Here is a 13,398-nt window from a genome sequence, read left to right as displayed (position 1 = left end):
CACCATAGGACGAAAGGTTCATCACATTTTCCACCGGACCCGGTAAACACCACCGAACCCGCACAATGTGACGTGAGTCATGCACCGGTGACGACTCGCCGCCCCAGCCCCGGAACGGCACCACACCTGCAACACACCACCACCCCCACCCCATCCCCACCACCACTGAGAAACACCCCACTCACCACCACGGACAGACGCCCCACCCGCACCGACCCCCGACCGGACCCGGCACCCACGACCCCACCCGCACCGCCATCACCACACCCGACAAAACCCCTCAGCCACAACGACACACCCACACCACCGCAAACCAACAAACCCCGTGACGGCGCCCCACCACACTGTTACGGTCGGCAGCCACCAACCGCCCACACACGACCACGGGACCGCCCCATGCCGACCGCGCCCGCCATCGACCTCGACCACATCAGCGACCTCTACCGCACCCACCGCGACGACCTGGCACGCGTACGCGACCAACAACGCGACCACCTCACCGAGGCCACCATCACCCCCCAACTCGACGACATCGAAGCCGAGATCACCTACCTCCTCCTACGCCAGACCACCCCCGACCACGTCGTGGAGATCGGCACCTACTACGGCTGGTCCACCACCTGGATCCTGTCCGCCCTGCGCGACAACGGCACCGGACACCTGCACTCCTTCGACATCGTCGACCACGCGCCCCGCCACGTCCCCGACCACCTGGCCAACGGCCGATGGACCTTCACCAAGGGCGACGTACGCACCCGCACCGACCACCTGCCCCCACACATCGACTACCTGTTCATCGACGCCGCCCACAACGGCCGCTTCGCCCGCTGGTACACCGACCACCTCCTGCCCACCCTCGCCCCCCACACCCCCGTCAGCGTCCACGACGTCTTCCACCAACGCCACGCCCTGCCCTTCACCGAAGGCGCCGTCGTCCTCAAATGGCTCACCAACAACACCACCCCCTTCTTCACCGCCTCCGCCGCCCGCGCACCCCACACCCACCAGGCCATCCAGGACCTGAAGAAGGAACTCGGCCTGCACACACCCGTGCGCACCGGCCACCGCAACCCGATGATCTACTTCCGCCGCCCCGCCCAACCCCGACCCACCACACCCCCGCACGACGACCACACCACACAACAGCCGCACCGGACCCGACCCTAGACAGAGCCCCCACGACCACCCACCACGACCAAAACCGGGGCGGCGCGCACCCGCACCACCCCGGCAACCCGTCCTGGGACCCGCCCCGACCCGCTAGGACCCACCCGCCTCCACCTGGCCCGACGACCCCCCATCCGACAGACCACGCTCACGCACCCACACCACATCGGCCGCATCAGCCACGATCCGTGAAAAATTCTCCGGCTGATCCAAACTCACCATGTGCCCCGCACGCGGCACATTCACCAACCGGCCATCCACACACACATCGAAGAACTTCTTCTCATGGATCCGGAAATGATCACGCGACCCGTTGATCAACCACACCGGCCCCGGATACGCCCCCAACGCCGCCAACGCGTCCATCTCCGAGATCTCATCGATCACCGCCGTGGCCGCCTCCACCGCCAGACCACCGTCCAACGCCGCATCCGCCGCACCATCACGCAACGTCAACCGGTGGAACCGCTCATTGACCGCCGCACCCCGATCCGGCAACCGATCCATCAACAACGCCGGAATCCGATACACCTGCGCCAACGACTGAGCGGGCTTGGCCGTACAACTGGCCGCCACCAACCCCGCCACCCGACCCGGCGCCGCCCCCGCCGCCGCGATCGACACGAACCCCCCCAGACTCAACCCCACCAACAGGGCACGACCACCCACCCCGTCGACCGCGGACAACACCGTGTCCACAGCCGACCCCAACGAGAACACCTCACCCCGCCGCGACCCGTGCCCCGGCAGATCAGGCGCCACCACCGTCCGCCCACGCTCACGCAACCACTCCACCTGCGGACGCCACATACTCCCCGACAACCGCAACCCATGCACCAGCACGATCGGCGCACCCATAACCCCTCCTCCTATCGCGTCCGGTACCGCACCGTCACCGGCGCGTGGTCCGACCACCGCTGCGCGTGCTCAGCCGCCCGCTCCACACGCGCCCACTCCGCCCGCGCCGCCAACCCCGGCGTCGCCACCTGATAGTCGATCCGCCACCCCGCGTCGTTGTCGAAGGCCCGCCCCCGATACGTCCACCACGAGTACGGCCCCTCCCGATCCGGCATCAACGACCGCATGACGTCCACATACCCCGCCTCGTCGAACACCCGCGACATCCACGCCCGCTCATGCGGCAGGAACCCCGAACTCCTCCGGTTGGCCCGCCAGTTCCTCAGGTCCGCCTCCCGATGCGCGATGTTCCAGTCACCGCACACCAGCAGCTCACGCCCCCGGGACTCCACCTCCTCCCGCCGCTTGACCAGATAGGGCAGGAACGCCTCCATGAACCGCTCCTTCTCCTCCTGCCGAGGCGTGCCCACATCCCCCGACGGCAGGTACAGACTCGCCACCGTCACCGGACCCAGATCCACCTCCACATACCGACCCGAGTCCTCGAACTCCGCCGCACCGAAACCCACCCGGGTCCCCTCCGGCTCCACCCGCGAATACACCGCCACCCCCGCACGGCCCTTCGCCGCCGCCGGAGCCAACACCACATGCCACCCCGGGGGCGCGACCACCTCCGCCGCCAACTGATCCCTCTCCGCCCGCGTCTCCTGAAGACACACCACGTCCGCACCGGTGGCCGACAACCACCCCAGGAACCCCGGATCCTTCCTCGCCGCGGCACGCAGACCGTTGACATTGACCGTGGACACCTCGAAACCGTTCTTCACAGGCACAGAGTAACCACCCCCGCACTCACCCCTGCCCGCGCTCACCCACCAACCTGCGCACCACCCCATAGGTCCGGTTCGATCCCGCCGCCTCCCGCTGCGCCCGCGCCGTCACCTCGATGTAGGCCTGCGACGACGCCACCGACGCATGTCCCAACAGATGCATGATCTCGCTCACCGACGCCCCGTCCTCGGCCAACCGCGTCGCGAACGTGTGCCTGAGCGCGTGCACCAACGTCCCCCGCGCCACCCGGTCATGCACCCCCGCGTGCCGGTAACACTGCCGCACCAGGTACTGCAACCCACCCCGACGCAGTCCCCGCCCCCGGTTGTCCACCAACAACGGATCCGCCCCCCGCACCGCACCGAACCGCTCCCGCCGCGACGCCAGATACGCCTCCAACAACGCCTCCAACGGCGCCTCGATCGGCAGCACCCGCTCACCACCCCCCTTGCCCACCACCCGGATCCGCCGCTCACCCGCACGACCACCCACCGACTCCACCCGAAGCGCCAACATCTCCGCCGACCGCATCCCCGTCAGCAACGCCAACGCCAACACCGCCAGATCCCGCTCCGGCCACGGATCCCGCGCCCGACGCGCCCCCCGCGCCAACGCCTCCAACAACCGCTCCGGGGTGTCCTCACCCATCAACGGCTTGGGCCCCGAGGGCCGCACCCGCGGCCGCGGCACCGCCGACATCGGATTGCCCGCCACCACCCCCTCCGCCACCCAGAAATCGAAGAACCCGTTCCACGTCGACCACGCCCGCACCACACTGGAGGCCGCCCGCTCCGCCGCGAACTCCGCGAACCCCGCCCGCAACACCCCCGCCTCCAACCCCGCCAACGCCACCTCACCCACATCACACCCACACGTACGCGCCACACACCCCAGCACCCCGCGCAGATCACGCCGGTAGGCCGCCACCGTGTGCGGAGACGGCTTGGCCGCCCCCCGCGCCACCAGGTACCGCTCCACCGCCTCCAGGGCCCCCAGACCCGCCAGTTCACCGCTCATGCACAACAGCATCCCCGACTCCGCCCCACCCCCACACCCCAACCCACCCGAACCCACCACCCACACCGGGGGAGGGGAGCCACCCACACACCGCGGGGCGGCGGCCCACCGGCCACCGCCCCGCCACACCGACCCCCGAACACCGCACGAGGCTCCCCACGACCCACGCCCGAGCACCCGCCTACGGCCCCGCCGACACCCCACCCACACCCCGAACCGACGACGGGTCAGACCACCCCTCAACCACCGAGCACCCCACGCACACCCCGCGCGATCTCCACATCCTCCCGAGCACGCACCACCAACGACCGCACCGACGCCCCCGGCACACCCACCTCACCCTCACCCCGCACACCCGCGTTCACCACCGGATCCACCTCCACCCCCAAAAAACCCAACCCCCGCGCGGCCTCCCCACGCACCACCGCCGCGTTCTCACCCACACCACCGGTGAACACCAGCGTGTCCACCCCACCCATCGCCGCCGCCATCGCCGCCACCCCCGCGCGCAACCGATGCACGTACACCCCCAACGCCAACACCGCCGCCGCGTCCCGCCGCTCCACCACCTCACGCATATCCGCCGTCCCAGCCAACCCCACCAACCCCGACCGCTCCTCCAACGCCTCACGCACCTGCCCCGCCGACAACCCCGCCCACTCCTGCAACCACACCACCAACCCCGGATCCACCGTCCCCGACCGCGTCGCCATCACCAGCCCCTCCAACGGCGTGAACCCCATCGTGGTGTCCACACACCGCCCCCGCAGCACCGCCGACAACGACGCCCCCGACCCCAGATGCGCCACCACCACCCGCTCACCACCGGTCCACTCCACCGCCCGCCGCGACGCATAGGCGTGCGACAACCCGTGGAACCCGTACCGGCGCACCCCCCACTCCCGCCACCACCGCTCCGGCACCGCGTACCGCGCCGCCTCCTCGGGCAGATCCGCGTGGAAGGCCGTGTCGAAACACGCCACCGCCGCGACCCCGGGCAGCGCCCGACCCACCACCTCGATCCCCGCCAACGACGCGGGCTGGTGCAACGGCGCCAACCCCGCCAAGGCCCGCAACCGCTCCACCACACCGGCCTCCAACCGCACCGGCGCCACGAACTCCCGCCCCCCGTGCACCACCCGGTGCCCCACCGCCCCGACCTCGGGCAGCCCGGCCAACGCCTCCTCCACCGCGGCCCGCTCCCACACACCACGATCAGCCGGAACCGACACCTCCGCCACCGGCGCCGCACCCTCCACCACACTCAGCTTCAGACTGCTCGACCCCGCGTTGACCGCCAACACCCGCATCAGTACGGCCACGTCCAATCCCGGATCCGCGCCGGATCCTCCCCGAACTCGCGCGTGTGGGCCCGATCCCGCGACCGCGCGTCCACCATCCGCTGCCGCACGTGCGCCGCGCGCCCCGCCAACCCCGGAACCCGGTCGATCACGTCGATCACCAGGTGGTACCGGTCCAGGTCGTTGAGCATCACCATGTCGAACGGCGTGGTCGTGGTGCCCTCCTCCCGGTACCCGCGCACATGCAGGTTCTCGTGACCCCGCCTGCGGTAGGTCAACCGGTGCACCAGCCACGGATAGCCGTGGAACGCGAAGATCACCGGCCGGTCGGTGGTGAACAACGCCTCGTACTCAGCGTCCGACAACCCATGCGAATACACGTACTCAGGCATCAACCGCATCAGATCCACCACGTTCACCACCCGCACCCGCAGATCGGGAAACGACTCCCGCAACAGATCCACCGCCGCCAGCGTCTCCAACGTCGGCACGTCCCCCGCACACGCCAACACCACATCCGGGTCCGCACCCCCCTCGGTACTGGCCCACTCCCAGATCCCCACACCCCGCGCGCAGTGCGCGACCGCCTCCTCCATCGACAGGTACACCGGCTCGGGCTGCTTACCCGCCACCACCACGTTCACCCGGTCCCGCGACCGCAGACAGCGGTCGACCACCCACAACAGCGTGTTGGCGTCCGGCGGCAGGTACACCCGCACCAACGGCGCCGGCTTGTTCAACACCACGTCCAAGAACCCCGGATCCTGATGGGTGAACCCGTTGTGGTCCTGCCGCCACACATGCGACGTCAACAGATAGTTCAGCGACGCGATCGACCGACGCCACGGCAACTCCCGCGCCACCTTCAACCACTTGGCGTGCTGGTTGAACATCGAGTCCACGATGTGCACGAACGCCTCGTAGCAGTTGAACAACCCGTGCCGACCGGTCAGCAGATACCCCTCCAACCACCCCTGGCACAGATGCTCACTGAGCACCTCCAACACCCGCCCGTGCCGACCCAGATGCTCGTCGGTGTCCAACACCTCCTCCTCCCACACCCGATCCGACGCCTCGAACACCGCCGACAACCGGTTCGAGACGGTCTCGTCCGGCCCCATCAACCGGAACGTGTCCGGATTGGCCCGCACCACGTCACGCAGATAGCCACCCAGCACCCGAGTGGCCTCGCTCACCCGCACACCATGCCCACCGGCGTCGACCGCGTAGTCACGAAAATCCGGCAGCACCAGGTCCCGCAGCAACACCCCGCCGTTGGCGTGCGGATTGGCGCTCATCCGCCGCCCACCCGACGGCGCCACCGACCGCACCGCCTCCACCGGCGCCCCCGCGTCGTCGAACAACTCCTCGGGCCGATACGACCGCATCCACCGCTCCAACAACCGCAGATGCTCACCGTCCTGACGCACCCGGGCCAACGGCACCTGATGGGAACGCCATGTCCCCTCCACCGGAACCCCGTCGACCTCCCGGGGCCCCGTCCACCCCTTGGGAGAGCGCAACACCACCACCGGCCACACCGGACGCCCGGGCACACCGCCGCCGGACCGCACCGTGCGCTGGATGTCGGCGATCACGTCCATCGCCTCGTCCAACACCCGGGCCATCCGCCGGTGCATCTCCTCCGGCTCCTCACCGCTCACCAGCATCGGCCGGTAACCCAACCCCTCCAGGAAGGCGACCAGCTCCGCCTCGGACACCCGCGCCAACACCGTCGGATTGGCGATCTTGTACCCGTTCAGGTGCAGGATCGGCAGCACCGCGCCATCGCGCACCGGGTCCAGGAACGAGGTGGCGCGCCAACCGGCCGCCAACGGGCCGGTCTCGGCCTCCCCGTCGCCCACCACACACGCCACCACCAGGTCGGGGTTGTCGAAGGCCGCGCCGTGCGCGTGCGCCAGCGAATATCCCAGCTCACCACCCTCGTGGATCGACCCCGGCGTCTCGGGAGCCACGTGGCTGGGCACACCACCGGGGAAGGAGAACTGGCGGAACAACCGCCGCATCCCCTCCTCGTCCCGGGTCACGTGCCGGTACACCTCGCTGTAGGTGCCTTCCAACCACGCGTTGGCCAGCGCCGCCGGTCCGCCGTGCCCGGGACCCAGCACGTACATCATGTTCACGTCGCGCGCGGTGATCACCCGGTTCAGGTGGGCGTAGCAGAAGTTGAGACCGGGGGTGGTGCCCCAGTGCCCCAACAGACGGGGTTTGACGTGCTCGGGGCGCAGATCCTGGCGCAGGAGCGGGTTGTCGAGCAGGTAGATCTGGCCGACCGACAGATAGTTCGCGGCGCGCCAGTAGGCGTCCACACGGGCGAGTTCGTCGTCATCGATGGCCATGCGCGGTCCTCCCGCGGGTGTCGTCCGTCGCTTCGGCGGGGGGAGGCGGCCCGGGTGGCGGGAGGGAGTCGGGTCCGTGGCCACCGTAGCCGCAGCCCCGCCCCACGCTCCAGACGACGTGCCGGAGCGGGGGAGACCGACCAGACAAACACCCCGAGTGACTTTTCAATGACAATTCGCGTTCACGACAAGGAACGGCGAAGCAAAGGACGTTTCGACGGGGGAGGGGTGCGCGGCCAACCACCGCGCACGGTCGAGGCCGGCGGACCGGCACGCCGGGGGAGAGGGGGCCGATCACCACGGGGCGGGGGAGAGGCGCCCCCAGCGCCCCGGACGGCCAGGGCCAGGACGACCCCGCCGCCCCCGGAAGACCCCCGGGGCCGCGGCGAACCCCACACAACCAACCACCACGAAACACGCACACAGCTACAAAGAGTCACAAAAAGCTGCATAACATCATTTATGCATCAAACATGGAGCGGAAGGGGAGCCCCCGCGACAGGAGGCGGAACACCCCGCACCCGACCCCACCGGGGGACACCACCCGCCAGCGACCCACCGGCCACCCCGACACCGACGCGCGAAGGCCGTCGCGACACCGGCCCCGAACGGACACCGCATCCCACACCGCGGACACCGCCGTCAGACCGTCAACACCCTCGGCGAGCCCATACCAACACCGCCAACCTCCACCGCACACGCACGTACCGACGAACCCCAGACCGACGCCGACACCCGAAGACCACCCCGCCCTCGCCGGTGACCCCACCCACGCGAGCACGCCACCCTCCAGCCCCTCATCCCGAACGCCCCGCACCCACCGACGACACACCCCACAACCCCTACCCCACAAGGGATCCCAACAACGCCGATAATGCACATTATGTCAAGTAAAACATGAGCGGCCCCTCACCCCACCGAATTCAACGACCCGACACCCCACCCCCAGCCGCCCCCGACACCAACCCCCAAGGGGGCGGCACGCACACACCCGGGCGCCCCGCCGACATCGGCGACGACCCCCGAGCCCTCATGGCGATCCAACCCACCCCACCGCACACGACGAAGGGGCCCGTCCCCCCGGAACGAACCCCCTGCCCCCGCACTCACACCAACGGCACCCACCCCGTACGCACCCACCACGCGCCCCCCGACTCCAACCTCTCCACCACCGCACGCTCCAACCGCGTCCCCCGCGGAGCCGCCGACACATCCACCTCAGGCATCCCGAACACGAACCGGAACACGTCCGCCTCCCCCGGAACCCCCCGACCCACCAACGAGAACCGCCGCTGAAACCGCACGATGTTGGACCCCTCCCCCAGCACCTCGGCCCACGCCGGATCCAACAACCACGACGTACACGTGGCCACCGCCGGATCCATCCCCAGATGCGCCCGAGCGAACTCCCGCGCCACCGCCAAGGTCTCGTCCACCGCCACCGGATCCAACCCACCCGTGGGAATGTGCAACCGCAGCGCCGGATCCCCCACACCCATCCCCGGCCCCAACACGGCCGCCTCCCCCGCCGGATACCACTCCACCGCGCCCTGATCCCCCAACAACGCGGGCTCCACCTGCAAACCACCCACCCAGAACAACCGACCCCGAAGCTGCGACGCCACCCACGCCGCCGTCTCCAGACTCAACCAACCGAACATCCGCCGCGACCGCGCCATCTGCACACCCACGTCCGCCAGCGTCCGCGCCGTCACCGCCCGGTCGATCCCCCTCGCCGCGCCCCGCTCGAAGTGCTCCGGCACCCACGCCGCGAACGCCCACAGTGCCGCCACCCGCACCCGCGGATCCTCCGCCCCCACCAGGGTCGGCCAGTCCCGCCACTCCCCCAGCGGCAACTCCGCGTCCGCGCACAACCGCCGGTACATGCACTCCACCAGGTGCCACAACTCCGCGGGCCAGGAACCGTCGGGCCACAACGAGGCCACCTCGTCCCGGTCCGCGTCCGCCAACGCGAACAGCTCCAGCACCTCCACCGGGTCCTTCGGCACCTCCAACGCCCGCCCCGGCTCAGGAAGCCGTTCGGCCTCCGCCAACCACGCCCGCTCCTCCGCGCCCAGACCGAACCGCTCCACCACAGCCGCGCTATCCATGCGCACCATCATGTCCGAGACCGCATCCGACGGTCGAGTGAGGCCAGCCTCACAGTGGGGCATAGTGTTGACGTACATCCCCGACCACGACAAAAACACCGAAAACGAGGACGACAACCGATGCCCGACCCGGCGCACCGCATACAGGACTGGATCGCCACCTACGACACACCCACCACCTCCGTGGCCCACCTGCTCTGCGACCGCCACCACCCCGACGCCGTGGCCACCACCGAGATCGGCCCCACCCTCGAAGCCACCACCCTCACCTACGGCGAACTCGCCGAACGCTCCCGCGCCCTGGCCGCGGGACTCGCCGACCTCGGCCTCACCCGCGGGGACCGGATCGCCACCCTCATTCCCAAGGGCATCGACCTGACCGTCACCGCCCTGGCCACCTGGCGCCTCGGAGCCGTCCTGGTCCCCCTCCTGCCCTCCTTCGCCCCCTCCGCGATCGCCGAACGCCTCACCCACTCCCAGGCGCGCCTGGTCGTGTGCGACGACCAGTACCGCACCAAACTCGACCCCCTCCCCGACACCACCGCCCCCCGCTGGGGCGTGGCCACCACCGGGGACCGGCCCCTGCGCCAGGGCGACCACACCCTCACCTCGCTCGTCGACCGCGCCACCGCCCCGGCGCCGCAGGTCGCCGTCGGCGGCGCCGGCGACCTGGCGCTGCTGTTCGTCTCCGGCCCCGTCGGACCGCCCCGGGGGGTGCCCGTACCCGTACGGGCCCTGTCGGCCATGCACGCCCACCACCACTACGGGCTGGGGGTGGACGACGAGGACGTGTACTGGAACACCGCCGACCCCGGCACCGCCTACGGCCTCTACCACGGGGTGATCTCGCCGCTGCTGGCCGGACACAACTCCCTCGCCCTGCGCGCCGGGTTCTTCGACCCCGAGCTCACCCTCGACGTCCTGGGACTGTTCGGGGTCACCAACCTGGCCGCCGACCCCACCACCTACCGGACGCTGCGCGCGGCGACCAAGACGCTACCCCCGGAGGTCATGGTGCAGCGCCTGTCGAGCGCCGGGGAGCCGCTGGCCCCCGACGTCATCGAGTGGGTGAACGACGTGTTCGGGGTGCCGGTACGCGACCACTACGGACAGACGGAGCTCGGATGGTGTGTGGGCGTGCCCAACGGTGACACGGGTGAGGACGTGGCGGAGATCGTGCCGGGCGCGATCGGTCCCGCCCTGCCGGGATGGGACGTGCGGGTGCTGGAGGCGATCTCCGACGAGCCGGCTCCGGTGGGCGCCTACGGGCGGGTGGCCATCGACCTGGCGGGCAGCCCGCTGGCCTGGTTCGAGGGCTACCTGGACAACGAGGGCGCCTCGCAGGTGCGGTTCACACCGGACCGGGCCTACTACCTGACGGGTGACACCGGGATCATGGACCGGAAGGGGTGGCTGTTCTTCTCCACCCGGGACGACGGAGCGATCCAGTCGCACGGGTACCGGATCGGCCCCACCGAGGTGGAGGCGGTGCTCAACGAGCACGCGGCCGTGGAGGAGTGCGGGGTGTACTCGATCCCCGACGAGTTGGCCGGGCAGGTGATCGGGGCCCGGGTGGTTCTGGCCCCGGACCACGAGGGCACCGACGAGCTGGCCGAGGAGCTCAAGGAGTGGGTGCGGAGCCGGTACGCGACGCACGCCGCGCCGCGGGTGGTGGACTTCGTTCCGGAGCTGCCGCGTACGGCCTCGGGCAAGATGCGGCGGGCGCGGTTGCGCTGAGCCGCGGGCCGAACAGAAAGTACGTAGCCAACCGGATATTCGGCCACGGCAATCACGCTCGACATCAGTGCCGATACCCCCGCCCGGAGGTCCGCGGTCGGACCACGGATTCGGTCAGCGACCATGAGGTCCACAGGGGTTCGCCGCCCGGGGCCGCGACGACCTGGATGTTCATGCCGTGCTGCTTGTGCTTGCCCGAGTAGAAGGGGCGGTCGGCCGCCACGCGGTCGCAGGCGATCAGAGCGGGCGTCGATGATCACGTAGGCCCACCCGTGACGCCGTGCACGGCGTAGCCCCTGTTCGAGCGTGGGTGCCTGCTCGGCGAGTAGGCGCGTGGTCTCGCGTACGTAGCGCCAGGCGGTCGTGGTACCCACCCCGAAACCGGCCGCGACCTGGGCGAACGGCTCGCCCTTGTACAGGTGGACCAACACGAGCAGGGCCTGCTGAGCCGGGTCCAGGCGCCGCCACCGGGAGCGGGTGTTCTCGCGGTGGGCGCGGATGGTGCGGGCAGCCAGGTTCGGGGTCCGGCGTGACAACGGCAGAGCGGCACGGTACAACAGCATCAGAGCCCTTGGTGTGGCAGGTTTTCTTGGTCGTTAACCCACCTACCAGGGGCTTCTTGCTGTCAGGGGTGGTTCCGCGCGGTCGGTACGAGGCTGTGACCAGCAGCTTCAGGATGAAAAGGGCTCAGTCAGGTGTGGCAGAACGGAACCTCACAGGAGACGTCCCACGAATTCTCGTGGACGCACACCACGAGCTACACCAACACCGTCGGTGGCTCCCTGTCGCTGTCCACGACGGTCGGCACGGGTGAGGCCTCACCCGTCCAGGCGTCGGTCACCGTGGGCATCGAAGTGCACTACGACCGCCAGTGGGGTGAGGAGACCGCGGTGTCGGACAGCGTCACCTACCCGATCCGGAGCGGTGAGACGGGATGGGTCGCCCGGGCCCAACTGATGAAGACGATGAACGGGACGTGGGAGATCACGACCGACAGGGGTGACTTCTGGGTCGGGGCGGGTACCGCGACCGTTCCTGCCAAGGACAACACGGACGGGAGGCGGAGCACGGTCGCCGTCTGCACCACGGACGGGGTTCCGAACCCCATCTGCGACACGACCCTGCCGCGCGCCCGCATGCTCATGAACGACGGAGGCTGACCTCGGACCGCCGCCGGGGACCCTGACGCAGCCTCCGGCGAACGCACGGAAGGCGCTTTTGGACCGGGGCGGGGGTGTCGACACCCCCGCCCCGAGAACACCAGGGGCACCCTCCACGTGTCAGGGGTGGGACGGGACGAGTTCGTCGATGCGCGCGGCCAGTGCCATGTCGTTCTCGGTGAGGGCTCCGACGGCGTGGGTGCACAGGGACAGGTGAACCCTGTTGTAGCGGATGTCGATGTCGGGGTGGTGTCCGGCCTGTTCGGCGGCTTGGGCGATCTCGTTGACGAAGGCCATGGCAGCGACGAAGTCGTGCAGGCGGACGGTGCGGTGGATGTTCGGGGCGTCGGGGTCCCACTCCCAGTCGGTGAGTCGGTCGAGACCCTCACGGATCTGTTCGTCGGTGAGCTTCATGGTGTCCTCTCCCCCGTCGTGACGGGTTCGGTGGATGCGACGCCGCCGCGTGGTGGCGTCCACCTGTCCCGCCTCGGTGGTGCCAGTGTCGGTGCCAATCGGTGACCGAAGGGTGCCGCGCCGTGTCGGTTCCATCGGCGCAGGGGAACCGTACCCCGGTGGTCGGCGGGTCTCACGCCTCCCTCTCCGGGTGGGGTGAACTTTGTGGTGGTCGGTGCGGCGGAGCCGCGCGATTGTCTTTGTTTTTTGTGGTGATGGAATCACACCGCCACCTTTACATCGTAGATTTCTATGAGTGGACCAGTTCCGGCGATCCCCCGGGGTGAGCAGCGCTCTTTGGTCTCCCGACCGTAACGGGTGGCCGTCGACCCTTGCGCGATCCCCCTCGAAACGGTTCACTCGGGGGAACTCCGGCCCTCCCCCGCGGCCCGCGGGTCCCCCG

At 69.7% G+C, this 13,398-nt stretch carries 11 protein-coding genes and 1 pseudogene; 3 read left to right on the top strand and 9 right to left on the bottom strand.

Annotated elements, in window-relative coordinates; all coding sequences use genetic code 11:
• The first annotated feature begins 396 nt into the window (after positions 1 to 396).
• Positions 397 to 1,167 (top strand): class I SAM-dependent methyltransferase, encoded by a 771-nt coding sequence (locus DVR05_RS17500; RefSeq protein ID WP_116246951.1) that lies wholly within the window; start codon positions 397 to 399, stop codon positions 1,165 to 1,167.
• A gap of 93 nt (positions 1,168 to 1,260) precedes the next feature.
• Here DVR05_RS17500 and DVR05_RS17495 read toward each other — a convergent pair whose 3' ends face one another.
• From DVR05_RS17495 to DVR05_RS17470, 6 genes are all read right to left on the bottom strand, one after another.
• The gene (locus DVR05_RS17495) at positions 1,261 to 2,025 is read right to left on the bottom strand and encodes an alpha/beta fold hydrolase (protein ID WP_116246950.1); all 765 of its coding nucleotides are present in this window, start codon (positions 2,023 to 2,025) and stop codon (positions 1,261 to 1,263) included.
• An 11-nt stretch (positions 2,026 to 2,036) separates the two neighbouring features.
• A complete protein-coding gene (locus tag DVR05_RS17490; protein WP_232832192.1) occupies positions 2,037 to 2,897 on the bottom strand; it encodes an exodeoxyribonuclease III in 861 nt (286 codons plus the stop codon).
• Positions 2,878 to 3,873 carry a tyrosine-type recombinase/integrase gene (locus DVR05_RS17485; RefSeq protein WP_116247075.1) on the bottom strand — a complete coding sequence of 332 codons (996 nt, stop codon included), beginning with the start codon at positions 3,871 to 3,873 and terminating at the stop codon, positions 2,878 to 2,880. Before DVR05_RS17485 ends, DVR05_RS17490 begins: the two co-directional genes overlap by 20 nt.
• A gap of 239 nt (positions 3,874 to 4,112) precedes the next feature.
• A complete protein-coding gene (locus tag DVR05_RS17480) occupies positions 4,113 to 5,183 on the bottom strand; it encodes an acetate/propionate family kinase (RefSeq protein ID WP_116247073.1) in 1,071 nt (356 codons plus the stop codon).
• Entirely contained in the window at positions 5,183 to 7,534 is a 2,352-nt protein-coding gene (locus tag DVR05_RS17475; RefSeq protein WP_116246949.1) for a phosphoketolase, read from the bottom strand. Before DVR05_RS17475 ends, DVR05_RS17480 begins: the two co-directional genes overlap by 1 nt.
• A gap of 1,106 nt (positions 7,535 to 8,640) precedes the next feature.
• Positions 8,641 to 9,645 (bottom strand): acyltransferase domain-containing protein, encoded by a 1,005-nt coding sequence (locus DVR05_RS17470; RefSeq protein ID WP_116247072.1) that lies wholly within the window; start codon positions 9,643 to 9,645, stop codon positions 8,641 to 8,643.
• 120 nt (positions 9,646 to 9,765) lie between these two features.
• Here DVR05_RS17470 and DVR05_RS17465 point away from each other — a divergent pair, with 120 nt between their 5' ends.
• Positions 9,766 to 11,382 (top strand): AMP-binding protein, encoded by a 1,617-nt coding sequence (locus tag DVR05_RS17465; protein ID WP_116246948.1) that lies wholly within the window; start codon positions 9,766 to 9,768, stop codon positions 11,380 to 11,382.
• 64 nt (positions 11,383 to 11,446) lie between these two features.
• Here the strand turns inward: DVR05_RS17465 and DVR05_RS27955 are convergent, their stop codons facing one another.
• Together DVR05_RS27955 and DVR05_RS27950 are read right to left on the bottom strand one after the other, a co-directional pair.
• A complete protein-coding gene (locus DVR05_RS27955) occupies positions 11,447 to 11,605 on the bottom strand; it encodes a hypothetical protein (protein ID WP_369974553.1) in 159 nt (52 codons plus the stop codon).
• Positions 11,606 to 11,750: 145 nt separating this feature from the next.
• A pseudogene (locus DVR05_RS27950) lies at positions 11,751 to 11,945 on the bottom strand (transposase family protein); the annotation flags it as partial.
• A 132-nt stretch (positions 11,946 to 12,077) separates the two neighbouring features.
• Between DVR05_RS27950 and DVR05_RS17455 the strand changes: the two are divergent.
• Entirely contained in the window at positions 12,078 to 12,542 is a 465-nt protein-coding gene (locus DVR05_RS17455; RefSeq protein ID WP_116246947.1) for a hypothetical protein, read from the top strand.
• A gap of 120 nt (positions 12,543 to 12,662) precedes the next feature.
• Here DVR05_RS17455 and DVR05_RS17450 read toward each other — a convergent pair whose 3' ends face one another.
• Positions 12,663 to 12,956, bottom strand: coding sequence for a 4a-hydroxytetrahydrobiopterin dehydratase (locus DVR05_RS17450; RefSeq protein WP_116247071.1), 294 nt, complete (start codon positions 12,954 to 12,956; stop codon positions 12,663 to 12,665).
• Between the last annotated feature and the right edge of the window lie 442 nt (positions 12,957 to 13,398).

The organism is Nocardiopsis sp. FIRDI 009 (assembly GCF_003386285.1).
Classification (GTDB): Bacteria; Actinomycetota; Actinomycetes; order Streptosporangiales; family Streptosporangiaceae; genus Nocardiopsis.
Note: the sequence above shows the minus strand (reverse complement) of the source record. Positions and strands in the feature narration are given on the sequence as shown.

Bases quoted from the DNA above. Each gene is read 5' to 3' on its own strand.
- DVR05_RS17475 (WP_116246949.1), bottom strand. From the start codon at position 7,534: ATGGCCATCGATGACGACGAACTCGCCCGTGTGGACGCCTACTGGCGC.
- DVR05_RS17485 (WP_116247075.1), bottom strand. From the start codon at position 3,873: ATGAGCGGTGAACTGGCGGGTCTGGGGGCCCTGGAGGCGGTGGAGCGG.
- DVR05_RS17465 (WP_116246948.1), top strand. From the start codon at position 9,766: ATGCCCGACCCGGCGCACCGCATACAGGACTGGATCGCCACCTACGAC.
- DVR05_RS17450 (WP_116247071.1), bottom strand. From the start codon at position 12,956: ATGAAGCTCACCGACGAACAGATCCGTGAGGGTCTCGACCGACTCACC.
- DVR05_RS17470 (WP_116247072.1), bottom strand. From the start codon at position 9,645: ATGGATAGCGCGGCTGTGGTGGAGCGGTTCGGTCTGGGCGCGGAGGAG.
- DVR05_RS17495 (WP_116246950.1), bottom strand. From the start codon at position 2,025: ATGGGTGCGCCGATCGTGCTGGTGCATGGGTTGCGGTTGTCGGGGAGT.
- DVR05_RS17500 (WP_116246951.1), top strand. From the start codon at position 397: ATGCCGACCGCGCCCGCCATCGACCTCGACCACATCAGCGACCTCTAC.
- DVR05_RS17480 (WP_116247073.1), bottom strand. From the start codon at position 5,183: ATGCGGGTGTTGGCGGTCAACGCGGGGTCGAGCAGTCTGAAGCTGAGT.